Source organism: Streptomyces sp. GD-15H (assembly GCF_045291515.1).
In the GTDB taxonomy this organism is placed as follows: domain Bacteria; phylum Actinomycetota; class Actinomycetes; order Streptomycetales; family Streptomycetaceae; genus Streptomyces.
On sequence record NZ_CP149447.1, the window covers coordinates 4,509,581 to 4,534,521 of the forward strand.

The window sequence follows — 24,941 nt, forward strand, 5'->3', positions numbered from 1 at the left end:
GTGGGGGAGTGGGCAACGCCAGGACAGCTTCAGGACCACCGGAGGGGGATGAAGCAGGGCCATGAGCGGAGGTGGCATGGGCAGGGACGCGGGTGCGCGGTCGGCGCGTTCACAGGCGCTCGCGGTACTCCGCCTGCGCAGCAGGGCACTGGCCGTCGCCCTGCTGCCCGCGGCCGTCGCCGTGATCCTGCTCGTCGGCGGCCCCACCGGCCATTTCGCCGGCACCGGCTGGGACGTCGTCCGCTGGACGCTCACGCCGCTCGCGGTACTGGTCCTGCTCGCCGCCGCCGGAGTCGCCCTGGTCGTCGCCCGCGCCCGGCCCGCCATGAGTCCGACGGTCCCGATCGCCGAGGGGGCGGCCCCGGACCTGTACCGGATGGTGCGCGACCTCGCCGACCGGCTCGGCGTCCCCGTTCCGTCCGCGATAGCGCTCACCCCGGACTGCGACAGCTGGCTGGAGGACCGCACCCACCCGGCGCACGGCCCCCCGCCCGCCGAGGAACACGGCGACATAGCGGGCGCGGGCGGCCGGTATCCGCACCGCCGGACGTCCGTCGCCGCGCCCGTGCTGGTGATCGGCTCCCCGTTCCTGTGGTGGATGCGTGTCGGCGAGCTGCGCGCGGTCCTCGCCCCGGTCGTCGCCGGTACGGGGCCCTCGGCGCACCCGGACATAGCCGCCGCCCGGCGTTTCGTCCGGGGCCTCGACGCCGCGGTGGCCGTGACCTCGCAGCCTCGGCGCGGGCCGGTGTTCCGGGCGGTGTTCGCGAGCGTCGGCTGGGTCGCGCGGTCGTTGTTGCGCGGCTGCCGGGTGCACACCGCCGAGATGGAGCGCGGGGTCGCCGCGGCGGCGGCCGATCGTGCCCAGGCCGTGGATTACGGACTGCGGATCGTCGCCCAGGAACAGGTGGGGCTGGCGTACGCGGGCTGGGACCGGCTGCTCACCCGGGTCGCGCTGCCCGCCTGGCGGATGGGCCGCTGGCCCTCACGGCTCAACGCCGGGGTGGTGGCCGCGCTCACCGAGCTGTCCCGCCGGGACCGGCTGGCCGAGGGGCTCGCCTCCCGCCTCGGCGAGCGTCCCGCCTGCGACCTGCTCGAAGAGCCCGGCGCGGTGGACGAGGCCACCTCCCTCCTCGCCGCCCGCCTCTTCCACGGCGGTCCCGCCGGGAGTGGGCCCGAGTGGTCGCCGGTCCACTGGGGCGACTACCCGGAGGAGGTCGTCGACCGCAAATGGCGTACGGACGCGGCCCGCCTCCACCGCGTCCTGGACGCCCTCGGCGTACGACCCGCCGCCGGTGGGGAGAGCCTGGGCCCCGACGGCCCGACCCTCTCCCGCGTCCTCGACCACCTGACGGACCCAGTGCCGGTTTCGCGCGCGGGACCGCCCGTACACGGGGGACCGGACGACGTGGACCCCGACGACGTGGACCCCGACGACGTGGACCCCGACGACGTGGACCCCGACGACGAGGACCTCGCCGGGACCACCCCGCGCAGTGCCGCCCTGGCCGCCCGTATCAGCGCCGAAGTGGCCCGCGAGGACGCCGCGGCCACCGAGCGGGCCGCCTCCGCACTCACCTCGGCCGAGAGCGCCCCGGCCCCGCCGGCCGCCCCCACCGTGTCGTCCTCCCCCGGTGCTCCCGGCCCCGCTTCCCTCTGGGACGACAGGGCGTTGCCCCTGCTCCCCCTCCAGCCCCCGCGCACCGGCCGCGAACTGCTCGCCGACCACATCACGGCGATGGTCTGCTGCGCGGCCATGGACACCGCGGGCGCGGCCCCCGTGCTCGACTGGCTCGACGGCCCGGCCCTCCTCATCGGCGGCGTACGTGTCACGGACCTCCCCACCCAGGTCATGATGCTGATCGAGAACGGCGATCCCGTGGCCCTGCGCCTGTGGCTGACCCGGCAGGGCATACGCCCGGAGAAACCCGTACGGCTCGTCTGAACCGGACTCCCACCACTCACTCGCCCTTATCCGGAGTTCCGGCTATCCGGAGTTCCGGCTTCCACTTGCGGCCGGTTCACGACGAAGGGTGAGGGGACGCGTGCTCAATGTGATGTGCTTGGTCTGTTCGCGCTCCTTGGCCAGGGCTTGCGACATGCGACGAGCACATTGCTGACCGCCGGCGACGGAGCCGGGGGAGGGGAGGCGACCATGGCGTCGGAGCAGGGCCGCCGCCGGATCGAGGGGTTCAGTTCCACCGGCGGGGGCGCACCCGGAGGGACGATCGACTTCCACGTCTCCGTCGACCCGCCCCAGGAGTTCGGCGTCGACGTCCATCGCGTCGGCCACTACGACGGGCAGGGCGCCGCCCGGATCACGTCCAGTCCCCGCCTGGCCGGCATCGCCCAGCCACCGCCGCTCACCGCCGACCGCACGGCCTCCTGCCACCACTGGTGGCTGTCCTGGCGGCTGCGGGTCCCGTCGGACTGGAGCGTCGGCGCCTATGTGGCCGTCCTGACCACAGCCGACGGCCGCCACCGGTCCCACATCCCCTTCACGGTTCGCGACGACCGCCCGGCGGACCTGCTCCTGGTGCTGCCCGACCTCACCTGGCATGCCCACAACCACTACCCGTGGGACGAGGACGGGCGGCTGCTCGACGAGGCCGACGCCGCGGCGACCACCGTCTCCTTCGACCGCCCGTACGCGGGTACCGGCCTGCCGTCGTACGGCGGTCACACCTACGGCGTCATCCGCTGGGCCGAACGCTACGGCTACGACCTCGCCTACGCCGACGCCGGCGACCTGCACGCCGGGCGGATCGATCCCACCCGCTACCGAGGGCTGATCTTCCCCGGCCCCGACGTGTACTGGTCCCAGGCCATGCGCGACACCGTGGAAGGCGCCCGCGAGTACGGCACCTCCCTCGTCTTCCTCTCCGCCCGGACCATGTACGGGCAGGTGGAGCTGGCCCCCTCCCCGTCCGGAGTCCCCGACCGCCTGCTGACCCGCCGCAGACGCCGGACTCCGGGGCGCAGGACTCCGGGCAGGCCGGCGCTGTGGCGGGAGACGGACCGTGCGGAGCAGCAGCTGCTCGGCATCCAGTACGCCGGTCAGGTTCCCGAGCCGCATCCGCTGATCGTGCGCAACGCCGACCATTGGCTGTGGGAGGCGACGGGGGCGTCCGAGGGCGACGGGATCGAGGGACTGGTCGCGGTCGGGGCCGACCGTTACTTCCCGCGCACCCCGCTGCCCGAGCACGAGGAGCGGGTCCTGCTCGCGCACTCCCCGTACACCGACCGGGCGGACGGCAGACGGCACCAGGAGACCTCCCTCTACCGGGCGCCCTCCGGCGCGTGGGTCTTCGCGTCGGGGACGCTCGCCTGGTCCCCGGCCCTGGACGGCCCCGGCCGCAGCGACCCCCGGATCCAGCGCGCCACAGCCAACCTCCTCGACCGCATCTGCAAACACGACTGACCCGACCGGTCCGGGACCTGTGTCCGGTCGGCCCCCGCGACTGCCCCCGAGCGGCGGGTGCGGCTGTTCGTACGGGACAATTGGCGTCACCGTCCCGCCGTCTCCCACCGCCACCCCGTGCGAGCGGAGCGAGCCCCGCGGGTGCCCTGCTGTCCCGAACCACGCGGAGGAACCGTGTCCGGATTCGTCGAGAAGCCCGAGCCGATCCAGGTTCCGGGCCTGGTGCATCTGCACACCGGAAAGGTGCGCGAGCTGTACCGGAACGAGGCCGGCGACCTCGTCATGGTCGCCAGTGACCGCATCTCCGCCTACGACTGGGTGCTGCCGACCGAGATCCCGGACAAGGGCAGGGTCCTCACCCAGCTCTCCCTCTGGTGGTTCGACCAGCTCGCCGACCTGGTCCCGCACCACGTCCTGAGCACCGGACTCCCCGCCGGCGCCCGCCGACTGGGCGGGCCGCACGCTCGTCTGCAAGTCCCTGCGGATGGCCCCCGTGGAGTGCGTGGCCCGCGGCTACCTCACCGGTTCGGGCCTCGCCGAGTACCAGGAGTCCCGTACGGTCTGCGGCCTCGCCCTGCCCGAGGGCCTGGTGGACGGATCGGAACTGCCGGCCCCGATCTTCACCCCGGCGACCAAGGCCGCCGTCGGCGAGCACGACGAGAACGTCTCCTACGAGGAGGTCGCCCGCCAGGTTGGCGCCGACACCGCGGCGCAGCTGCGGCAGGCCACCCTCGCCGCGTACACGCGTGCCCGGGACATCGCCCGCGACCGGGGGATCATCCTCGCGGACACCAAGTTCGAGTTCGGCTTCGACGGCGACACCCTGGTCGTCGCGGACGAGGTGCTCACCCCGGACTCCTCCCGCTTCTGGCCGGCCGAGCAGTGGGAGCCGGGCCACGCGCAGCCGTCGTACGACAAGCAGTACGTGCGGGACTGGCTGACCTCCGCCGAGTCGGGCTGGGACCGTGCGAGCGAGCAGCCCCGCCGGCGCTGCCGCAGCGCGTCGTCGACGCGACCCGGGCGAAGTACATGGAGGCGTACGAGCGGCTGACCGGAATGAGCTGGAGCTGAGGGACCGGGAGAGCCTGAGACCCGAGGCGCACACGAGAATGCCCCGGTCCGATGGACCGGGGCATTCTCCGATGACCGAGCGGACGACGAGGTTCGAACTCGCGACCTCAACCTTGGCAAGGTTGCGCTCTACCAGCTGAGCTACGTCCGCAGTGCGCCGTGGCACGAAGCCCATTATACCCAACCTCGCTCGCGGGCGAGTCGTACCGCGGCATGACGGTTCTCCGCACCGAGTTTCGAGGCGGCGGACGACAGGTAGTTCCGCACGGTCCCCTGGGACAGCGCGGCACGCTCCGCGATCTCCGTCACGGGTGCCCCGTCGGCCGCGAGTTCCAGCACCTCGGCCTCGCGCACGGTCAGTGGCGAGTCACCGGCGGCGATCGCGTCGGCCGCCAACTCGGGATCCACGTAACGGTTTCCCGCGTGCACGGTGCGGATGATCTCCGCGAGGTGCTGTGCGCTGACGGCCTTGGGCACAAAGCCGCACACCCCGCCGCGAGGGCCCGCTTCAGATGTCCGGGCCGCCCGTGACTGGTCACGATCAGCACGCGGCAGCCGGGGAGTTCGGCCCGCAGCGATGTGGCGACCTTCACACCGTCCGCGCCGGGCATCTGCAGGTCCAGTACGGCAACATCGGGGGCGTGCGCCCGCGCCATCGCCAGCGCCTCCGGACCGGAAGCCGCCTCGGCGACGATCAGGAGGTCGTCCTCCAGCGACAGCAGGGCGGCGAGCGCTCCCCGGATCAGATGCTCGTCGTCGGCGAGCAGCAGCCGGAGCGGGCGCACGGGCCGGGGTGCCGTCATGACACGACCTCGCTCACGTTCGTTCCGGGTGTGAGCGACGCGGCGGACTCCCCCGACGGGGACGGTCCGGAAGGCGACGGCAACGGGACCTCGGCCGTGAGCAGGAACCGCCCGTCCCCGGTCGGGCCCGCCCGCAGGGCCCCCCGATCTCCGCCAGCCGCTCACGCAGTCCGACGAGCCCGGACCCCCGGCCCGAGCCGCCGTCCTCCGGCACCCCGTCGTTCCCCACTGTCAGCACCGTCCGCCCCTTCCGCACCCGTGTCCCCCACGGCACACCGCCGGGCGTCCCCGTGCCGTAGCACATTGGTCGCCGCCTCCCGTACGACCCAGCCCAGCGCGGACTGCACCTGCGCGGGGAGCCCGGTCGTCGGGCCGGTGACCGTGCAGTCGATACCGGCCGCGTCCAGGACGCCCTTCGCGCCCGCGGGCTCGCTGCTCAGGTCGGCCTCGCGGTAGCCGCGTACGACCTCGCGCACCTCCCGCTGGGCCTCGTGCGCCAGCCGCTGCACCGCCACCATCTGCGCCACCGCCTCCGGCCGCTTCCGCTGCGCCAGTTGGACGGCCGGCTCGCTCTTCAACGCGATCAGCGAGGTTGCGGCCCATGACGTCGGGCAGATCCCGTCCGAACCGCAGCCGCTCCTCCGCGACGGCGAGCCGGGTACGGGTCTCGCGGGCCTCGTCGAGTTCGTGGGTGGTCGGCAGCACGGTCGTGCCGTTGTCGCGCAGGGCCCCGCACCAACCGCCAGGTGTCGCGGCGTCCTTCGGCGTCCAGACCGGTCGTCGGCTCGTCGAGGAACAGCACCTCGGGGTCGCCGAGCAGCGCGAGGGCCAGGTCGAGGCGGCGCCGCTCACCCCCGGACAACTGCTTGACCCGTACGTCGCCCTTCCCGGCCAGTCCGACCAGCGGCAGCACCTCCTGCGGCGGGCGGGCCCCGCTGACGGTGCCGACCCACATCCGCGTGGTCTCCATGGCGGTCAGGTCGGGGAAGCCGCCTTCCTGGAGCATCACGCCGGTGCGGGGCCGCACCACGGCGCGGTCGGTGTACGGGTCGTGGCCGAAGATCCTGACCTGTCCGCCGGTCGGCACCGCGAGGCCCTCCAGCAGTTCGACGGTGGAGGTCTTGCCCGCGCCGTTGGTGCCCAGCAGTGCGAAGACCTCCCCGCGCCGTACGGAGAAGCCGATCCCACGTACGGCCTCGAACCCGCCCCCGTACACACGGCGCAGGTCAGTGACCTCAATCACGTGTTCGTGTTCATTTCCTCGCATGCTTCGATCATTCAGGATCAATGGGCCGAGCAGCAGTGCGGGTTGTCATCACCGGGCGTGACAGATGTCAGAACAGCGCCGGGTTGTCTCGTGGGCACGAGGGGGCCGGGGGCACGAGCAGCCTCCAGGGCACATGAAAAGACCCCGGTCCGATGGACCGGGGTCTGATTCCCGAGCGGACGACGAGGTTCGAACTCGCGACCTCAACCTTGGCAAGGTTGCGCTCTACCAGCTGAGCTACGTCCGCATTGCCCCCGACCGGCTTTCACCGGTCGGTGCGAGCACCAGCCTACCTGATCGAATGCGCCGATCGGTACGGCTACGCAGAGCGGGTGACAGGAATTGCACACTGCGCCTTCCCCCTGGAAGAGGGATGTTCTACTACTGAACTACACCCGCATGTACTCCGTGAGCTGGGCCTTTCGGCCTGGCCTCGCGGCGTGCTCCAGACTCTAGCTGATCAACGGGGGTGTTGTGCAAGTCGGCTGCCCCGGGGGCCGGGCGGCCGGGCCGGTGACGGCTGCGTCCCCCCGCGCACCCGGCTGCACCGCACGCCCGGGCCACCCCGTCGTGCCCGCCTCACCGCGCCGCGGCGAACGCCTCGTAGATCCGCTTGGGGATCCGCCCGCGCGCGGGGACGTCCATCTGGTTCGACAGCGCCCAGGCGCGCACGGCCGCCGGATGGGGGGCGACCTCCGTCTGCCGGTACGCCCGGCCCGAGCGGGAACGCTTGCGGCCGGCCTCCACGTAGGGCGCGAGCGCCTTCCGCAGGCTGTCGGCGTTGGCTTCGTTCAGGTCGATCTCGTACGACTTGCCGTCGAGTCCGAAGGCGATCGTTTCCGCCGCTTCCGAGCCGTCGATGTCGTCAAAGAGAGTGACCACGACCTTCTGCGCCACGAATAATCGGTCCCTTCGTGCGACGCCTCCGTGTTGACGTCGGTGAGGACGTCCCGAGGTGTCGCGGAGATGTCGGCGTCCGCCTGTAATCGGGCAAACCGTCTGCTAATGACAATTCATTTGTACAGTGCCCGGCAATGCATTGTGAAGTCCGACTAAATCTGCCCGCGTGTCCGGTGCGCAATAGCGATACGTGGCAGATCGCGGATCTTTCCCGGATCTTTTCCAGGACGTCTCCCCGCGACGCCGAACCGTGATCGGCGTCACGTAGATTCCTCCAACTCTACTCGCGTAGAAATTTTGTGCGGGTAGTCTGAAGGAACCTGCTCAGCACCACACACCGGGAGTGCCAGTGGCACGCGTCGTAGTCGACGTCATGCTCAAGCCGGAGATCCTTGATCCCCAGGGCCAGGCGGTGCAGCGCGCACTGCCGCGGCTGGGTTTCGAAGGGATCTCGGACGTCCGTCAGGGAAAGCGATTCGAACTGGAAGTTGACGGGCCGGTCGACGAGGCCGTGCTCGCCCGCATCCATGATCTTGCGGAATCCTTCCTCGCCAACACCGTGATCGAGGACTTCACCGTCAGGGTCGAGGAAGTCGCGGAGGCGGTGAAGTGACCGCTCGTATTGGCGTCGTCACTTTTCCGGGCAGTCTCGACGACCGTGACAGCCGGCGCGCGATCCGGCTCGCGGGTGCCGAGCCGGTCGCCCTGTGGCACAAGGACAAGGACCTCAAGCAGGTCGACGCCGTGGTGCTGTGCGGTGGATTCTCCTACGGCGACTACTTGCGCGCCGGGGCCATCGCCCGTTTCTCACCGGTGATGGACACCGTCATCGAGCAGGCGAAGGCGGGACTACCGGTCCTCGGCATCTGCAACGGCTTCCAGATCCTCACCGAGGCGCACCTGCTCCCCGGCGGCATGCTGGGCAACGACCACCTGCACTTCATCTGCCGTGACCAGAAGCTGCGGGTGGAGAACGCCGAGACCGCCTGGACCAGCGACTACACCGTCGGCCAGGAGATCAGCATCCCGCTGAAGAACATGGACGGCCGCTACGTCGCCGACCGGCGCACGCTGGACGAGTTGGAGGCCGAGGGCCGCGTCGCCTTCCGCTATGTCACCGGAGCCACCGGAGACACAGCCCCCGACGGCCGCCTCACCCCCGACGGCTACGGCAACCCCAACGGCTCGCTCAACGACATCGCCGGCATCACCAACGCGGCGGGCAACGTCGTCGGTCTGATGCCGCACCCCGAGCACGCCGTCGAGTCGCTGATCGGCACCGGTCGCACCGACGGTCTCCCGTTCTTCACCTCGATCCTCAAGAAGCTGGTCACCGCATGAGCAGGACGCCCTCCCGTCTCTCACCGCCACCCTCAACCGAGCCCCTTCGGGCCGTCCCCAGGGTTCTGGACACGGTCGAGCACGCGGCCGGGACTCCCGACGTCGAGCTGCCCTGGGCCGAACTCGGCCTCAAGAAGGACGAGTACGAGCGGGTGGTGGAGATCCTCGGCCGCCGCCCGACCGGCGCCGAGCTCGCCATGTACTCGGTGATGTGGTCCGAGCACTGCTCGTACAAGTCCTCCAAGGTCCACCTCCGCCAGTTCGGCGAGAAGGCCCCCGAGTCCGACGCGATGCTCGTCGGCATCGGCGAGAACGCCGGCGTCGTCGACGTCGGCCAGGGCTACGCGGTCACCTTCAAGGTCGAGTCGCACAACCACCCGTCGTACGTCGAGCCCTATCAGGGCGCCGCGACCGGCGTCGGCGGCATCGTCCGCGACATCATCGCGATGGGCGCCCGCCCGGTCGCCGTCGTGGACCCGCTGCGCTTCGGCGCGGCCGACCACCCCGACACCAAGCGCGTCCTGCCCGGCGTCGTCGCCGGCATCGGCGGCTACGGCAACTGCCTCGGCCTGCCCAACATCGGCGGCGAGGTCGTCTTCGACGCCTGCTACCAGGGCAATCCGCTGGTCAACGCCGGTGCCATCGGCGTCATGCGGCACGAGGACATCCACCTCGCCAAGGCCTCGGGGCCGGGCAACAAGGTCATCCTCTACGGCGCCAGGACCGGCGGCGACGGCATCGGCGGTGCGTCGATCCTGGCCTCCGAGACCTTCGACGACGCCAAGCCGTCGAAGCGCCCGGCCGTCCAGGTCGGCGACCCCTTCCAGGAGAAGCTCCTCATCGAGTGCACCCTGGAGGCGTTCCGCGAGAAGCTGGTCGTCGGCATCCAGGACCTGGGAGCCGCGGGTCTGTCCTGCGCGACCAGCGAGCTGGCCTCCAACGGCTCCGGCGGCATGCGCGTCACCCTCGACGACGTACCGCTGCGCGACTCCACGCTCTCGCCCGAGGAGATCCTCATGAGCGAGTCGCAGGAGCGCATGTGCGCCGTGGTCGAGCCGGAGAAGGTCGACCGCTTCCTCGAGATCTGCGAGAAGTGGGACGTCATCGCCACCGTCATCGGTGAGGTGACCGACGGCGACCGTCTGGAGATCTTCTGGCACGGCGGCAAGATCGTCGACGTCGATCCGCGCACCGTCGCGCACGACGGCCCGGTCTACGAGCGCCCCTACGCCCGTCCCGACTGGCAGGACGCGCTCCAGGCCGACGACGCGAACAAGCTGCCCAGGCCGCAGACGTCCGACGAGCTGAAGGACCAGGTCCTGAAGCTGGTGGGCTCGCCCAACCAGGCCTCCAAGCAGTGGATCACCCGGCAGTACGACCACTTCGTCCAGGGCAACACCGTGCTGGCCATGCCCGAGGACTCCGGCATGATCCGCGTCGACGAGGAGACCGGCCTCGGCGTCGCCATCGCCACCGACGGCAACGGCCGGTACGCCAAGCTCGACCCGTACACGGGCGCGCAGCTGGCCCTGGCGGAGGCCTACCGCAACGTGGCGACGACCGGCGCCAAGCCGCTCGCCGTCTCCGACTGCCTGAACTTCGGCTCGCCGGAGGACCCCGCGGTCATGTGGCAGTTCGCGGAGGCCGTGCGCGGCCTGGCCGACGGCTGCCTGCAGCTCGGCACCCCGGTGACCGGCGGCAACGTCTCGCTCTACAACCAGACCGGCGAGGCCGCCATCCACCCGACCCCGGTGGTCGCGGTCCTCGGCGTCATCGACGACGTGGCGCGGCGCACGCCGGCCGCCTTCCAGGAGGAGGGGCAGCTGCTCTACCTCCTCGGCGACACCCGTGAGGAGTTCGGCGGCTCGGCCTGGTCCCAGGTGATCCACGACCACCTCGGAGGCCTGCCCCCGAAGGTCGACCTCGACCGGGAGCGCCTCCTCGGCGAGATCCTGGTCTCCGCCTCCCGCGACGGCATGATCGACTCCGCGCACGACCTGTCCGACGGCGGTCTGATCCAGGCCGTGGTGGAATCGGCGCTGCTCGGCGACAAGGGCGCGCGTCTGGTCGTACCGGACGGACTCGACGCGTTCACCTTCCTGTTCTCCGAGTCGGCCGGCCGCGCGATCGTCGCCGTGCCGCGTTCGGAGGAGCTCCGCTTCACCGACATGTGCGGCGTGCGCGGCCTCCCGGCGACCCGCATCGGAGTCGTCGACGGGGACACGGTGGACCTCCAGGGCGAGTTCACCCTCCCCCTCGCCGACCTGCGCGAGGTGCACGAGAGGACGATCCCGGCCCTGCTGGCCTGATCCACCGCCTTACGCAGTTCCGCCTTCCCGCACGAAGCCCCCCGCCCGGTCCGCCGGGCGGGGGGCTTCGTGCGGGGGCCGAAGGGGCGGGCGGATGCGAACGTCGAGGTGCCCGCGGTGGCCTCGCGGCGCACCTCCTAGGCTGCTCCCATGCCCCCGGCCAAGAAGCGCACCCGCTCCTACGACTCCGTCAAGATCCGCGCCGCGGTGCTGGCCCAGTTCGGGAACGTACGGCGGGCGGTACACACCCTGGACGAGCGGCGCCTCGCCCTGCCCACGCGCCTCGGCGACTGGACCGTACGGGACCTGCTCGCGCATCTCGCCGTGACCGTCGGGAGCGTCAGCCGGGCCCTGGAGCGGGACGAACCGGCGAAGCCCGGACTCGCGCTACTGGACTACCCCTCCGCGACCGCCGCCCACGCCGGTGCCGTCGCCGAGGGCTCCCGGGCGCTCGCCGAGGCGACCCCGGACCTCGACGCCTTGTTCACCCGCACCGAAGAGGACCTGACCCGGGACCTCGACGCCGCCCCGCACACCCGCGTGCTCGCCCTGCGCCTCGGTGCCATGAACCTCACCGACTACCTGGTCACCCGGACCGTCGAACTCGTCGTCCACACCGACGACCTCAACGCCGCCGTGCCCGGCCTCGACGTCCCCCACGACCGCCAGGCCCTCGCCGCCTGCACCCGGCTTCTGGCCGACACGCTGGCAGCGAAGGCGCCCGGCGGCTCGACGGAGGTGCGGATCCCGCCGTACGCGGTCGTGCAGTGCGTGGCGGGGCCCAGACACACCCGCGGCACCCCGCCCAACGTCGTCGAGACCGACCCGCTGACCTGGATCCGGCTGGCCACCGGGCGCACGGCGTGGCAGGACGCGGTGGCCGGCGCCGAGGTCGGCGCGCGCGGGGAACGGGCGGATCTCGGGCCGTACCTGCCGCTGATGACGTGAGGCGAGGGTGGCCGACGTGAGGGGAACCGGAAGTCCCCCGCCCCCGTCGAAGTGGCATGTACACACACAGGCACAACCGGCGCAAGCGGCGCACTGTTCTCACGGTGGCCACCGCCGCCCTCTTCGTTCCCTTCGTGGCGGCCTGTGGCAGTGAGCAGGCAGGTGCGGACGCTGGGCGGGCGAGCGCGGGCAGTGCCACGGCCGGCACGGCGGAGCAGTCCCTCACCGGCATCCGCTGGAACGTCGACAGCGTCACCGTGGACGGCACCACCCACCGCGCCACCTCCGACGCGTACATGATCCTGACCGAGGACGGCGGGGTCGAGGGCAGCTACGGCTGCAACAGCTTCCGGGGCGACAGCGCCCTGGACGGCGACCGTGTCCGGCTCGACCTCCTCGAGAGCACCGCCGTCGCCTGCGACGGACCGGGCAGGGAATTCGATCATGCGCTCCTGAACGCGTTCACCGACGACAGCCCCCGGGCCGAGGTGAAGGACGGCCGACTCACCCTCACCTCCGGGGACGGCAACACCGTCCGTTTCAGCGAGGGTGGCGAGGACACCCCGCTGTACGGCACGAAGTGGAAGATCGTCTCCCCCGACTCCGCGGGCCGTGCCCACCTCACCTTCGACGAGAAGGAGGGCACCGTCTCCGGAAGCCTCGGCTGCAACAAGGTGAACGCCGACGCCACCGTCCGCGACGGCCATATCACCGTCGGCACGCCCACCACGACCCGAATGGTGTGCGAAGACTCACTCATGAATACCGAGAAGCGGCTGCTGCGGCTCTTCGACGCCACGCTCAGCTATCGGGTCGATCACCGGAACATGACGCTGACCAGCGAAAACGGAACGACTGTCAACGCCTTCGCCACCGCGTGATCCACGACTGAGGCCCCGTCCCCAATTCGGACCAGCGCTCGACCTCGCCTACACTCGGTTGCGTGCCACGTGGTGACGGACGACTCAACCACGACCTGCTCCCCGGAGAGAAGGGCCCCCAGGACGCCTGCGGCGTCTTCGGTGTCTGGGCTCCGGGCGAAGAGGTCGCCAAGCTCACGTACTTCGGGCTCTACGCCCTCCAGCATCGGGGCCAGGAGTCCGCGGGTATCGCGGTCAGCAACGGCTCCCAGATCCTCGTCTTCAAGGACATGGGCCTGGTTTCCCAGGTCTTCGACGAGACCTCGCTCGGTTCGCTCCAGGGTCATATCGCGGTCGGTCACGCCCGCTACTCGACCACCGGCGCCTCCGTGTGGGAGAACGCCCAGCCGACGTTCCGTGCCACCGCGCGGGGATCGATCGCGCTCGGCCACAACGGCAACCTGGTCAACACGGCCGAGCTCGCCGAGCTGGTCGCCGAACTGCCCAAGGAGAACGGCCGCGCCCCGAAGGTGGCGGCCAGCAACGACACCGACCTGATAACCGCCCTGCTGGCCGGCCAGCGCGCCGCCGACGGTGAACCGGTGACCGTGGAGCAGGCCGCTCACGTGGTCCTTCCCAAGGTCAAGGGCGCGTTCAGCCTCGTCTTCATGGACGAGGACACGCTGTACGCCGCCCGTGACCCGCAGGGCATCCGCCCGCTGGTCCTCGGCCGCCTCGAGCGCGGCTGGGTCGTCGCCTCCGAGTCCGCCGCCCTCGACATCTGCGGCGCCAGCTACGTCCGCGAGATCGAGCCCGGCGAGTTCGTCGCCATCGACGAGAACGGACTGCGCTCTTCCCGGTTCGCGGAAGCGAAGCCCAAGGGCTGTGTCTTCGAGTACGTGTACCTGGCCCGCCCGGACACCGACATCGCCGGCCGGAACGTCTACCTCTCACGCGTCGAGATGGGCCGCCGCCTCGCCGCGGAGGCGCCCGCCGAGGCCGACCTGGTGATAGCGACCCCGGAGTCCGGCACCCCGGCCGCCATCGGCTACGCGGAGGCCTCCGGCATCCCCTTCGGCAACGGCCTGGTCAAGAACGCGTACGTCGGACGTACGTTCATCCAGCCCTCGCAGACCATCCGGCAGCTCGGCATCCGCCTGAAGCTGAACCCGCTCAAGGACGTCATCAAGGGCAAGCGCCTGGTCGTCGTCGACGACTCGATCGTGCGCGGCAACACCCAGCGCGCCCTGGTCCGCATGCTCCGCGAGGCGGGTGCCGCCGAGATCCACATCCGGATCTCCTCGCCGCCCGTGAAGTGGCCGTGCTTCTTCGGCATCGACTTCGCGACCCGCGCCGAGCTGATCGCCAACGGCATGTCCATCGAGGAGATCGGCACCTCGCTCGGCGCCGACTCCCTGGCGTACATCTCCCTCGACGGCATGATCGAGGCGACGACCATCGCCAAGCCGAACCTGTGCCGCGCCTGCTTCGACGGCGAGTACCCGATGGAGCTGCCCGACCCGGAGCTCCTCGGCAAGCGGCTCCTGGAGACGGAGCTGGCGGCCGGTGCGGCCGCGCCGGCCGCGCTCGACGCGATCCGCCGCCCGTAAGCCCCTGCCCTGCCGTAACGAGACGAAGGCTCTCCCAGTCATGTCTGAGAACACCGGCGCCGGCCACGCGGCGGCGTCGTACAGGACCGCGGGCGTCGACATCGACGCGGGTGACCGAGCGGTCGAGCTGATGAAGGAGTGGGTGAAGAAGGCGCGGCGCCCCGAGGTCCTCGGCGGCCTCGGCGGTTTCGCCGGCCTCTTCGACGCCTCCGCCCTGAAGAGGTACGAGCGTCCCCTGCTCGCCTCCGCCACGGACGGCGTCGGCACCAAGGTCGACATCGCCCGCCGCATGGACGTCTATGACACCATCGGGCACGACCTGGTCGCCATGGTGATGGACGACATCGTGGTGTGCGGCGCCGAACCGCTGTTCATGACCGACTACATCTGCGTCGGCAAGGTCCACCCCGAGCGGGTCGCCGCCATCGTCAAGGGCATCGCCGAAGGCTGTGTACTGGCCGGCTGTGCCCTGGTCGGCGGTGAGACGGCCGAACACCCCGGCCTGCTGGGCGAGGACGACTTCGACGTCGCCGGCGCCGGTACGGGCGTCGTGGAGGCCGACCGGCAGCTCGGCCCGGACCGCATTCGCAAGGGTGACCGGGTCGTCGCCATGGCCGCCTCCGGGCTCCATTCGAACGGGTACTCGCTGGTCCGGCACGTCCTGCTGAACCAGGCCGGGCTCGCCCTGGAGAGCCGGATCGACGAGCTGGGCCGCACCCTCGGGGAGGAGCTCCTGGAGCCCACCCGGATCTACTCGCTGGACTGCCTGGCCCTGATCCGCACCACCGAGGTGCACGCCTTCAGCCACGTCACCGGCGGCGGCCTCGCGGCCAACCTGGCCCGCGTCGTCCCCGACGGGCTGCACGCGGTCGTGGACCGCTCCACCTGGAGCCCGGCCCCGGTCTTCGACCTCGTCGGCCGGACCGGTTCGGTCGAGCGCCTGGAGCTGGAGCGCACCCTCAACATGGGCGTCGGCATGATCGCGATCGTGCCGGAGGAGTCCACGGACGCGGCGCTGACGACACTGGCCGACCGTGGGGTGGACGCCTGGGTGGCCGGTGAGATCACCGACCGCGGCGAGCACGCGACGGGAGCGGCACTGGTGGGTGACTACGCGAGCTGATGCGGACCGGGCACGCCGAGCAGCAGGCCGGGCACGGTGATTCCCCGCGCGGACCGAGGGAACGGGCGCAGTGGACCCGGCGTCACCGGGCCGTGCCCGGAACCCGGGCCGTGCGGACAGCACAGAAACCGGTCGGTGACCGGAGTCACCGACCGGGCTGATGAATCAGTGCAAGGTCAAGCGCCACGACGTTGGGGAGGGGACTGGCCGTCCTCGTCCTCGTCGTCGTCCTCATAGAGGTCGGCGTACCGTGCGTACAGGTCGTCGTCCTGCTCATCGTCCTCGACTGGGTCACCGTTGACATTCGGTGATGTGTTCGAAGGCGATGCACCCAGCTCCTCGGCCAGACGTGCGAGATCCGTCCCACCGCTGTTGTACTTCAGCTGGCGGGCGACCTTAGTCTGCTTGGCCTTGGCCCGGCCGCGCCCCATGGCTCGACCCCCTCAACGACGGGGCTCGACGGCCCCAGAGTCTTGACACGCGTTCATAGTCCGGAACGGACTCTCCGTGGAGAGGCCGGTCCGTAGGGCTCCCACGGTACCTGAGCCCGCGCCCATACGGTACGTCGCCCGCATGACGTGCCCCCTTCCGTGCCCCTCACGGCACCCTGTTCTCGCAGGTCAACCGCGATTTCAAGCACTTGTCGGGGGCCGACCCGCCGAGAGAAGTGAGAGTTCTCTCGAAGTGCCCCGCCGCGGGTACCGGCCAAACGTACGAACCACGTCCGGACGGGTACGGGACAGATGCGGGGCGGGCCGGTGGGCCCGCCCCGCATCTGGGTTCCCTTAGTTCTAGTGGTTCCCGTAATCCTTTTCAGCGCGCCGCGCGTGCCTCCGCCATCCGCTGCTCGGCGATCCGGTCGGCCGCCGCAGCCGGCGGAATCCCGTCGGACTTCGCACGTGCGAATATGGCGAGCGTGGTGTCGAAGATCTTCGCCGCCTTCGCCCTGCACCGGTCGAAGTCGAAGCCGTGCAGCTCGTCGGCGACCTGGATGACACCGCCGGCGTTCACCACGTAGTCCGGCGTGTAGAGGATCCCGCGGTCGGCGAGGTCCTTCTCCACACCCGGATGGGCGAGCTGGTTGTTGGCGGCGCCGCAGACCACCTTGGCGGTCAGGACCGGCACGCTGTCGTCGTTCAGTGCACCGCCCAGCGCACAGGGGGCGTACACGTCCAGCCCCTCGGTCCGGATCAGCGCCTCGGTGTCTGCGACGGCCATGACGCCCTGCGCATGCCGGTCCAGGACCCGCCGCACGGCGTCCTCGCGCACGTCGGTGATCAGGACCTCCGCGCCCTCCCTGAGCAGGTGCTCCACCAGGTGGTGGCCGACCTTGCCGACGCCCGCGACGCCGACCTTGCGGTCGCGCAGCGAGGGGTCGCCCCACAGGTGCTGGGCGGCGGCCCGCATGCCCTGGTAGACGCCGAAGGAGGTGAGCACCGAGGAGTCGCCCGCGCCGCCGTTCTCCGGGGAGCGGCCCGTGGTCCAGCGGCACTCACGGGCCACGACGTCCATGTCCGCGACGTAGGTGCCGACGTCGCAGGCGGTGACGTACCGGCCGCCCAGCGAGGCGACGAACCGGCCGTAGGCGAGCAGCAGCTCCTCGGTCTTGTCCGTCTCGGGGTCCCCGATGATCACTGCCTTGCCGCCGCCGTGCTCGAGACCGGCCATGGCGTTCTTGTACGACATCCCGCGGGCGAGGTTCAGCGCGTCGGCGACGGCCTGCTCCTCGGTCGCGTACGGGTAGAAGCGCGTACCACCGAGGGCGGGGCCCAGCGCGGTGGAGTGAAGGGCGATGACGGCCTTGAGGCCACTTGCACGGTCCTGGCAGAGCACGACTTGCTCGTGACCGCCCTGGTCCGAACGGAACAGGGTGTGCAGGACGCCGTCAGATACGTCGGTCACGGTGGTGACTCCTGAGTAAGTAGCGGCGGGTGGACACAGATCCCGAGAACTCCCCCCGCGCTTGTGGCGAGGGGAGAGCCTGCGGAGGCTGTGAGCACGAGATTAGGCCCTGCCGCGCCCGCGAGCGGTACCGTGACCAGGATCACGTCCTCGTGGCCACTCCTGGAGTGCCGCCGTGCGACCATTTGCCTGGATTGCCCGTGCGTCCGCGCTGCCCGCGCGCGTGTGAGCGGGCCCGCAGGTTTTCGCGCCGGTGCGCGGGGGAGGGAGCAGGCGTGCCCAAGGTCTCCTCGGTGATCGTCCCCTACGCGACCTACCTGCGCGTGTACGAACCGCTGGTCGCCTTCCCGGAGCCGGAGCGCGGTCACTGGGCCCGTTACGCCCGCCGCACCGACCGCCCCTCCTACCAGGACGAACTCCGCCGGGCACTGGCCGACGTCGTGCCCACCCCACCGGTCCCGGTTCCGGTGCGGGAGAGTGACGACGCGTTCGTGCTGGAGGTCGGCGGCGTGGTCTGCGTCTGCCCCTGGCGCACCCGGCTGCGCGGCTGGCAGGCCCTGGGCGAACTCGCCGAGGAATTTCCCCTGCCGGTCCTGGACGCGCTCCTGCCCCCGTTCGTACGGCGCCAGGCCGCCGAGGACTACGAGCGCTGGCTGGCCGCTCACCCCGACGCCCGGCCGTGGATCCGCACGGCGACCTGGCAGGTGCCGATCAACTGGTTCGTGCTGGTCTCGGACGAGGAACGCGAGTACGACAAGGGTTCCGCCGACGAAGCCCCCGTGCTGCGCTACCGGACACCCATGGTCGAGGCGCGGCGGCGGGTGGCACGCGGGCTGCGGGCCCTGAAGGACACCATGGACGGAGGGCCGCTGATCGACGGCCTGGTGGATGTCGGGCGCTGGCTGGAGGAGTTCCATCCGCGCTCACTGGTCGAGCTGGACTACGGCGGCCTGGTGCACGCCCTGCCGGCCGGCGTCCTGGAGGGCGACCACTCGGCGGCCGACGTGGCCGAGGGGATCGCCGCCCTGCGGCGCGGCGACGGAGTGGCCGCGGGGGAGGCCTACGGGCGACTGGTGGAGCGGTGGCGTTCCGTACGGGACCTGCGGTCGGCCAACTGACGCCCGCCGCACGGCCGGGGTGGCGAACAGGCGTTTGACCAAACGCCCTTCTTGGGGTTTTGTCGTCGCCCTGAGGTTTCGTCAACCCGGACCCGACAACGGACGTAGGGGCCGATCCGGGCGTATGTCTCAAGCGGCTCAAGGGTGACGGACCGCACGTACGCAGCCCTTGCGCCCCTTGCCCCCCCTCGTGCCAAAATAGGACAAGGAGTCCGGGAGGACTCTTCCGTCCTGCTGTGCTCGACTATGGGCGGAATCTCAGCATTGCACGCTTCGGGGGGTCGAGTGACTCCTGACCTCGCTTGTGACTGATCGTCACAAGCGAGTGACTGTCCGCTATGGCATGGTCCATCGGCTTCCGCGGCTGATGAACACCTGGGAGGGCAATTCCATCGGTTTGGCCGACGCGGCTGGACGGATGGTGTAGTTGTAGTGCCGAGGACAAGCCGTTCGTCCTATAACCGACTCGACCCGCGTCCACCATTTCGGGCAGCGCGGGTCAAGGTGCAGAATTTAGAGGAAAGAACCGAGAAGGTTCGGTTCTCCCGAGGAGGCCGCTCATGACCGCTCGCACCCCTGATGCCGAGCCGCTGCTGACCCCGGCTGAGGTCGCCACCATGTTCCGCGTCGACCCGAAGACGGTCACGCGTTGGGCGAAGGCAGGCAAGCTCACGTCGATCCGCACGCTCGGCGGGCACCGCCGCTACCGCGAAGCTGAGGTCCGCGCCCTGCTCGCGGGCATTCCGCAGCAGCGCAGCGAGGCCTGAACAACCGAATAACCCGGACAAACAGGCTGGCCCCCCAACTGGTCGAGACGTCCGGAACCACAGCTCCACACGACGCGGGGACTGCCCCAACAGGCCTCTCGCCCACGCCGGACAGAACTTTCCAGGCAGCTGCACAGGGTGCGTCGTCGATCGCGCTGGACTCCGCCGAGTCCAGCGCGATTTTTTTGTGCGGTGGGCCGCCGACGGGTCGTTGTGAGCGCTCGGTGATCGGTGCTGGTTGCGGCCCCGGGAGGGCCGACCGGATGGGCCGGCGGGCGCTTCGTGCGCGAGCTTGTCCAACTCCGGGGGCGACTGTGGGGCCATCTGTGCGAAGGCTTGTGCGGTCCCTTGAGGGGAGTGCAATTGCACATATTAAATTGACTTGGCGCAGGGCGGGAGTAAGTACCGCACATCCCGAAACTCATGCGGTGACACCCGTCACATATCGGTTGGGTTGTTGGGTCACCGGCATATGCGCTAGAAGGGGCGGGCGTTGGGGCGAGGTGAGGCAACTCGGCGGCGGGGCAAGGCAACTGGGTCGCTGGACCAGCGGGTCGGACTGTGGGCCGGGCGGTGGGCTAGGCGGTCGTGGCACCCTCGCCCTCGACGGGCTCCGGTGGCCGCTCCGCGCGTTCGGCGGGCTCCGTGTGTGTGGCGGGGTGGGGAGCGAAGTCCATCACCAGCCGCAACAGGCGGCGGCAGACAGGACAGTGGTGGGTGAGATGCCCCCCGAACGACGAGGCGGCCGACAGGTGCGCGCGGAGTAATGCCCGCGTTTCGTGCCTGGCCGATGCGGCCATGTGCCACCTCCAGAGGGCCGCACGGAGAGCGGCCTGCCCTGCTGTCCGGAGTACCCAGGGAATCCCGCCCCGTCAAGAGGCGGGAAGCGCCGCCGAGGAGCCTCAGGGGCGCTCAGTGGGGGGCACGGAGCCCTCGAACGCGCGGGATCACCTGAAAGGCCCTCACGTAGCCGGTGAGGGCCTTTGGGCGGCGAACGGCGACGCCGGGAGGAGGTGCGCGGGAAGGGGCGACGGCGGAACCCGGTGAGAAGGGCCTCGCCGCGAGGGCGGATCACGGCGCCGGCTCTGTCCTGATCCGGTTGTGGGTATGACGAAGAGGCCCGCACCGTGCGGTGCGGGCCTCTTCGTGAATGCGGTCCTGACGGGATTTGAACCCGCGGCCTCCACCTTGACAGGGTGGCGAGCACTCCTAACTGCTCCACAGGACCAGGCTTCGCGGCGCGATTACTGCCTTGCGCTGCGAAAAGAGACTGTACAGGATTCGCGGCCCGCTGGTCGAACTTACGCTGCGTGCCGCCCCCCTCACGGAACGGCGGCGTCGATCGCCTTCACGATCCGCTTGTCCGACACCGGGTACGCCGTGCCCAGCGCGTGGGCGAAATAGCTGACCCGGAGCTCCTCGATCATCCAGCGGATGTCCAGCACCTGCTGCGGCACCGGCCGCCCCTGCGGCATCTGCTCCAGCAGCCAGGCGTACTCGTCCCGCATCTCCTGGACCTTCTCCATGCGGGTCGTGTCCCGCTGGACGTTCGCCGGCATCTGCTGCAGACGACGGTCCACGGCCACCAGATACCGCATCAGGTCCGGTAGTCGCCGCAGCCCCGTCTCCGTCACGAACCCCGGCTTCACCAGGGCGTCCAGCTGCCCGCGCACATCCTGGAGGTTCGCCAGCAGCACGGGGCTGCGCACGCTCTTGAGCCGGCGCTCACACGCCTGCCAGGCGGCAAGTACCTGCTGCACCTGACCCACCGCGCGGACGGTCGTGTCGACGATCTCCGCGCGCACCTTGTCGTACAGCTTGCGGTACGACTCCTCGTCCCACACGGGACCACCGAAGTCGGTGATCAGCCGGTCCGCCGCCGCCATCGCGCAGTCGTCGAACAGCGCCTGGATCGAACCGTGCGGATTCGCCGACAGAGCGAGCTTCTGGGGGTTCGTCAACTTTTCGGATGCGAACTTCGCGGGATTCACCGGGACGTTGCGCAGGATCAGACGACGCGTGCCCTTCCACATCGCCGGCTGTTGCTCCGCCTCCGTGTCGAAGAGCCGCACGGAGACCGTGTCGCCGTCGTCGACCAGTGCCGGAAACGCCTTCACCGGCTGACCGGCCCGCCGAGTTTCGAAGACGCGGGTCAGTGTGCCGACGGTCCAGTCGGTCAGACCCGCACGCTCCAGGGACTCGCCGCCCCGGCGTTCGGCCGTGGCGGCCGCCGCCCGCGAGAGCGCCTTGCGGGCCTTCGGCTTGAGCCGGAGCCGGAGTGCTTCGAGGTCCTTGCCCTCGTCGAGCTTGCGGCGACGCTCGTCGACGATCCGGAACGTGACCTTCAAGTGGTCGGGGACCTTGGACCAGTCGAAGCCGTCCGCGTCGAAGGGCACCCCGACCATGCGCTTCAGCTCACGCGCCATCGTCGTGGTCAGCGGCTCCTGAAGAGACTGTGCTCCACTGCGCCCCTCCGGGGACGACACCCGCTCCAGGAACGCCTTCGCGTAGTTCGGCGCCGGCACGTAGTTGCGGCGGATCGGCTTGGGGAGGGAACGGATCAGCTCCGTGACGACCTCCTCCCGCAGACCCGGGATCTGCCAGTCGAAGCCCTCGTCCGTGACCTGGTTCAGCACCTGGAGCGGAATGTGGACCGTCACCCCGTCCGCGTCCGCACCCGGCTCGAACTGGTAGGTCACCCGGAACGTGAGGGCACCCTGCCGCCAGGAGTCCGGATAGTCGGCCTTGGTGACGGCCTCCGCCGACTCGCGGATGAGCATCTCGCGCCCGAAGTCGAGGAAGTCCGGCTGCTCGTGCCGCTTGTGCTTCCACCACGAGTCGAAGTGGGCCCCCGACACGACATGTTCGGGAATCCGCTGGTCGTAGAAGTCGAACAGGGTCTCGTCGTCGACCAGGATGTTCCGGCGCCGCGCCCGGTGCTCCAGTTCCTCGACCTCGGTGAGCAGCCTGCGGTTGTCCGCGAAGAACTTGTGGTGCGTGCGCCAGTCGCCTTCGACCAGGGCGTTGCGGATGAACAGCTCGCGCGACACCTCGGCGTCGATCCGGCCGTAGTTCACCTTGCGGTGGGCGACGATCGGGACGCCGTACAGCGTGACCTTCTCGTACGCCATCACCGCGGCCTGGTCCTTCTCCCAGTGCGGCTCGCTGTACGTGCGCTTCAGGAGATGCCCGGCGAGCGGCTCGACCCACTCCGGCTCGACCTTCGCGTTGACCCGGGCCCACAGCCGGGACGTCTCGACGAGCTCCGCCGACATCACGAACTGCGGCGGCTTCTTGAACAACGCCGAACCCGGGAAGATCGCGAACTTGGCGTTGCGCGCCCCCACGTACTCGTTGCGCCCGCCGCCGTCCTTACGCCCGCTCCCGTCCTTGCCGCCGGCCGCACCGGAGTCCTTCGACTCCTTCACGTCCTTCATCCCGATGTGGGAGAGCAGCCCCGCGAGCAGCGAGACATGAATACGGTCCCCGGGAGCGTCCTCCTCGTTGAGGTGGATGCCCATCTGCTTGGCGACCGTGCGCAACTGCGTGTAGATGTCCTGCCACTCACGAATTCGCAGGAAGTTCAGATACTCCTGCTTGCACATGCGCCGGAAGGACGACGAGCCGCGCTCCTTCTGCTGCTCGCGCACATAGCGCCACAGGTTCAGGTAGGCGAGGAAGTCGCTGGTCTCGTCCCGGAACCGGGCATGCTGCTGGTCCGCCTGGGTCTGCTTGTCGGCCGGCCGCTCACGCGGGTCCTGGATGGACAGCGCCGCCGCGATGACCATCACCTCGCGGACACAGCCGTTGCGGTCCGCCTCCAGCACCATGCGCGCCAGCCGTGGGTCGACCGGCAGCTGGGCCAGCTTCCGTCCGGTCTCCGTCAGCCGCTTACGGGGGTCCTTCTGCGCCGGGTCCAGCGCGTTGAGTTCCTGGAGCAGCTGCACGCCGTCACGGATGTTCCGGTGGTCCGGCGGATCGATGAACGGGAACTTCTCGATGTCGCCCAAACCCGCCGCCGTCATCTGCAGGATGACCGACGCCAGGTTCGTACGGAGGATCTCCGCGTCCGTGAACTCCGGGCGGGCGTCGAAGTCGTCCTCGCTGTACAGCCGGATGCAGATGCCGTCCGACGTACGCCCGCAGCGGCCCTTGCGCTGATTGGCGCTGGCCTGCGACACCGGCTCGATCGGCAGCCGCTGCACCTTGGTCCTGTGGCTGTAACGGGAGATACGGGCGAAGCCCGGGTCGATGACGTACTTGATGCCCGGAACCGTCAGTGACGTCTCCGCCACGTTGGTCGCGAGAACGATCCTGCGACCGCTGTGCTGCCGGAAGACCCGGTGCTGCTCGGCGTGCGAGAGCCGCGCGTAGAGCGGCAGCACCTCGGTGCTGTGCCAATCAGCGCCTCCGGCGCGGGGGTACGCCTTCTTCGTCAGCGCGTCCGCCGTGTCCCGGATCTCCCGCTCGCCCGAGAGGAAGACCAGGATGTCGCCCGGCCCCTCGGCCATCAACTCCTCGACCGCGTCCGTGATCGCGGTGATCTGATCACGGTCGGCATCCTGCGAGTCCTCCTCGAGCAGCGGCCGGTACCGCACCTCGACGGGGTACGTACGACCGCTGACCTCGATGATCGGCGCATCGCCGAAATGCCGGGAGAACCGCTCCGGGTCGATGGTCGCCGAGGTGATGACGACCTTCAGGTCCGGGCGCCGCGGCAGCAGCTGAGCGAGATAACCCAGCAGGAAGTCGATGTTCAGCGACCGCTCGTGGGCCTCGTCGATGATGATCGTGTCGTAGGCGCGCAGCTCACGGTCCGTCTGGATCTCGGCGAGCAGGATGCCGTCGGTCATCAGCTTCACGAAGGTGGCGTCCGGACTCACCTGATCGGTGAACCGCACCTTCCAGCCGACGGCCTCCCCGAGCGGAGTGTCCAGCTCCTCGGCGACACGCTCCGCCACGGTGCGGGCGGCGATCCGGCGGGGCTGCGTGTGCCCGATCATCCCGCGGACGCCCCGGCCCAGCTCCATACAGATCTTCGGAATCTGCGTGGTCTTGCCGGAACCCGTCTCGCCCGCGACGATCACCACCTGGTGATCGCGAATGGCCTCGGCGATCGTGTCCTTCTTCTGGCTGACCGGCAACTGCTCCGGATACGTGATCGCCGGGACACGTGCACGCCGCCCGGCCATCCGCTCCTCGGCCTTCGCGACCTCCGCCGCGATCTCGTCGAGCACAGCGGCCCGGGCCTCCGGCTTGCGGATCCTGCGTGCGCCTTCGAGCCTGCGCCCGAGCCGCTGCGCATCGCGCAGGGAGAGCTCGGTCAGGCGGGAGGCGAGGGCTCCGAAGGAGGGGGCGTCTGAGGAGGGGGCGTCGGAGGAGGACGCGGAGGCGGAGACAGGTTGCGTGGACATACGGGAACCAGGATCTCATTATCGAGAATTTTGTGGCCAACGGTTTTGGCGGTGGGGTGAACGCGAACACCCCCTCCGGGATCCCGGAGG

16 protein-coding genes, 4 tRNA genes and 3 pseudogenes are annotated in these 24,941 nt (G+C 70.2%); 12 read left to right on the top strand and 11 right to left on the bottom strand.

Annotated elements, in window-relative coordinates; genetic code table 11:
• Positions 1-61: 61 nt before the first annotated feature.
• From WJ438_RS21265 to WJ438_RS21275, 3 genes and pseudogenes are all read left to right on the top strand, one after another.
• The gene (locus WJ438_RS21265; RefSeq protein ID WP_406726653.1) at positions 62-1,942 is read left to right on the top strand and encodes a hypothetical protein; all 1,881 of its coding nucleotides are present in this window, start codon (positions 62-64) and stop codon (positions 1,940-1,942) included.
• Positions 1,943-2,152: 210 nt separating this feature from the next.
• Entirely contained in the window at positions 2,153-3,418 is a 1,266-nt protein-coding gene (locus WJ438_RS21270; RefSeq protein WP_406726654.1) for a N,N-dimethylformamidase beta subunit family domain-containing protein, read from the top strand.
• A gap of 174 nt (positions 3,419-3,592) precedes the next feature.
• A pseudogene (locus tag WJ438_RS21275) lies at positions 3,593-4,489 on the top strand (phosphoribosylaminoimidazolesuccinocarboxamide synthase).
• 78 nt (positions 4,490-4,567) lie between these two features.
• On the opposite strand, the gene WJ438_RS21280 reads toward WJ438_RS21275, so the two are convergent.
• The 6 genes and pseudogenes from WJ438_RS21280 to WJ438_RS21305 form a co-directional block, all read right to left on the bottom strand.
• Positions 4,568-4,640: transfer RNA gene (locus WJ438_RS21280), tRNA-Gly, on the bottom strand.
• Positions 4,641-4,663: 23 nt separating this feature from the next.
• Positions 4,664-5,292 (bottom strand): annotated as a pseudogene (locus tag WJ438_RS21285) (response regulator).
• Positions 5,289-6,559: pseudogene (locus tag WJ438_RS21290) on the bottom strand (ATP-binding cassette domain-containing protein). The pseudogenes WJ438_RS21285 and WJ438_RS21290 overlap by 4 nt, the downstream one beginning before the upstream one ends.
• 174 nt (positions 6,560-6,733) lie before the next feature.
• Positions 6,734-6,806: transfer RNA gene (locus WJ438_RS21295), tRNA-Gly, on the bottom strand.
• An 80-nt stretch (positions 6,807-6,886) separates the two neighbouring features.
• Positions 6,887-6,958: transfer RNA gene (locus WJ438_RS21300), tRNA-Gly, on the bottom strand.
• Between the two features lie 180 nt (positions 6,959-7,138).
• Entirely contained in the window at positions 7,139-7,456 is a 318-nt protein-coding gene (locus tag WJ438_RS21305; protein WP_406726655.1) for an Lsr2 family protein, read from the bottom strand.
• 352 nt (positions 7,457-7,808) lie between these two features.
• Between WJ438_RS21305 and purS the strand changes: the two genes are divergently transcribed.
• The 7 genes from purS to purM all read left to right on the top strand — a co-directional run bounded on the left by purS (position 7,809) and on the right by purM (position 15,650).
• Complete coding sequence (gene purS / locus WJ438_RS21310) at positions 7,809-8,072, top strand: phosphoribosylformylglycinamidine synthase subunit PurS (protein WP_289939855.1); 264 nt, start codon at positions 7,809-7,811, stop codon at positions 8,070-8,072.
• Positions 8,069-8,800, top strand: a complete 732-nt coding sequence (purQ, locus tag WJ438_RS21315; RefSeq protein ID WP_406726656.1) for a phosphoribosylformylglycinamidine synthase subunit PurQ — start codon at positions 8,069-8,071, stop codon at positions 8,798-8,800. Before purS ends, purQ begins: the two co-directional genes overlap by 4 nt.
• Complete coding sequence (purL, locus tag WJ438_RS21320; RefSeq protein WP_406726657.1) at positions 8,797-11,109, top strand: phosphoribosylformylglycinamidine synthase subunit PurL; 2,313 nt, start codon at positions 8,797-8,799, stop codon at positions 11,107-11,109. The genes purQ and purL overlap by 4 nt, the downstream gene beginning before the upstream one ends.
• Before the next feature lie 150 nt (positions 11,110-11,259).
• Complete coding sequence (locus WJ438_RS21325) at positions 11,260-12,057, top strand: sterol carrier family protein (RefSeq protein WP_406726658.1); 798 nt, start codon at positions 11,260-11,262, stop codon at positions 12,055-12,057.
• 56 nt (positions 12,058-12,113) lie between these two features.
• Positions 12,114-12,938 carry an META domain-containing protein gene (locus WJ438_RS21330; protein WP_406726659.1) on the top strand — a complete coding sequence of 275 codons (825 nt, stop codon included), beginning with the start codon at positions 12,114-12,116 and terminating at the stop codon, positions 12,936-12,938.
• 62 nt (positions 12,939-13,000) lie between these two features.
• Positions 13,001-14,527 (top strand): amidophosphoribosyltransferase, encoded by a 1,527-nt coding sequence (gene purF, locus WJ438_RS21335; protein WP_406726660.1) that lies wholly within the window; start codon positions 13,001-13,003, stop codon positions 14,525-14,527.
• 40 nt (positions 14,528-14,567) lie between these two features.
• Entirely contained in the window at positions 14,568-15,650 is a 1,083-nt protein-coding gene (gene purM / locus WJ438_RS21340) for a phosphoribosylformylglycinamidine cyclo-ligase (protein WP_406726661.1), read from the top strand.
• A gap of 176 nt (positions 15,651-15,826) precedes the next feature.
• Here the strand turns inward: purM and WJ438_RS21345 are convergent, their stop codons facing one another.
• Positions 15,827-16,081 (bottom strand): DUF3073 domain-containing protein, encoded by a 255-nt coding sequence (locus WJ438_RS21345; RefSeq protein WP_406726662.1) that lies wholly within the window; start codon positions 16,079-16,081, stop codon positions 15,827-15,829.
• A gap of 382 nt (positions 16,082-16,463) precedes the next feature.
• Positions 16,464-17,552, bottom strand: a complete 1,089-nt coding sequence (locus WJ438_RS21350; RefSeq protein ID WP_406726663.1) for a Leu/Phe/Val dehydrogenase — start codon at positions 17,550-17,552, stop codon at positions 16,464-16,466.
• Positions 17,553-17,827: 275 nt separating this feature from the next.
• Here WJ438_RS21350 and WJ438_RS21355 point away from each other — a divergent pair, with 275 nt between their 5' ends.
• A complete protein-coding gene (locus WJ438_RS21355) occupies positions 17,828-18,670 on the top strand; it encodes a hypothetical protein (protein WP_406726664.1) in 843 nt (280 codons plus the stop codon).
• 560 nt (positions 18,671-19,230) lie between these two features.
• The gene (bldC, locus tag WJ438_RS21360; RefSeq protein ID WP_003949541.1) at positions 19,231-19,437 is read left to right on the top strand and encodes a developmental transcriptional regulator BldC; all 207 of its coding nucleotides are present in this window, start codon (positions 19,231-19,233) and stop codon (positions 19,435-19,437) included.
• A gap of 578 nt (positions 19,438-20,015) precedes the next feature.
• On the opposite strand, the gene WJ438_RS21365 is transcribed toward bldC, so the two are convergent.
• The 3 genes from WJ438_RS21365 to hrpA form a co-directional block, all read right to left on the bottom strand.
• Positions 20,016-20,237: a DUF6274 family protein gene (locus WJ438_RS21365; RefSeq protein WP_406726665.1), complete on the bottom strand. Its 222-nt coding sequence runs from the start codon at positions 20,235-20,237 to the stop codon at positions 20,016-20,018.
• Positions 20,238-20,590: 353 nt separating this feature from the next.
• Positions 20,591-20,665, bottom strand: a tRNA-Asp gene (locus WJ438_RS21370).
• Positions 20,666-20,759: 94 nt separating this feature from the next.
• On the bottom strand, positions 20,760-24,851 hold the full coding sequence (hrpA, locus tag WJ438_RS21375) for an ATP-dependent RNA helicase HrpA (RefSeq protein WP_406726666.1): 4,092 nt from the start codon (positions 24,849-24,851) through the stop codon (positions 20,760-20,762).
• Between the last annotated feature and the right edge of the window lie 90 nt (positions 24,852-24,941).

Bases quoted from the DNA above. Each gene is read 5' to 3' on its own strand.
- bldC (WP_003949541.1), top strand. From the start codon at position 19,231: ATGACCGCTCGCACCCCTGATGCCGAGCCGCTGCTGACCCCGGCTGAG.
- purM (WP_406726661.1), top strand. From the start codon at position 14,568: ATGTCTGAGAACACCGGCGCCGGCCACGCGGCGGCGTCGTACAGGACC.
- WJ438_RS21330 (WP_406726659.1), top strand. From the start codon at position 12,114: ATGTACACACACAGGCACAACCGGCGCAAGCGGCGCACTGTTCTCACG.
- purL (WP_406726657.1), top strand. From the start codon at position 8,797: ATGAGCAGGACGCCCTCCCGTCTCTCACCGCCACCCTCAACCGAGCCC.
- WJ438_RS21365 (WP_406726665.1), bottom strand. From the start codon at position 20,237: ATGGCCGCATCGGCCAGGCACGAAACGCGGGCATTACTCCGCGCGCAC.
- WJ438_RS21325 (WP_406726658.1), top strand. From the start codon at position 11,260: ATGCCCCCGGCCAAGAAGCGCACCCGCTCCTACGACTCCGTCAAGATC.
- WJ438_RS21345 (WP_406726662.1), bottom strand. From the start codon at position 16,081: ATGGGGCGCGGCCGGGCCAAGGCCAAGCAGACTAAGGTCGCCCGCCAG.
- hrpA (WP_406726666.1), bottom strand. From the start codon at position 24,851: ATGTCCACGCAACCTGTCTCCGCCTCCGCGTCCTCCTCCGACGCCCCC.
- WJ438_RS21265 (WP_406726653.1), top strand. From the start codon at position 62: ATGAGCGGAGGTGGCATGGGCAGGGACGCGGGTGCGCGGTCGGCGCGT.
- WJ438_RS21270 (WP_406726654.1), top strand. From the start codon at position 2,153: ATGGCGTCGGAGCAGGGCCGCCGCCGGATCGAGGGGTTCAGTTCCACC.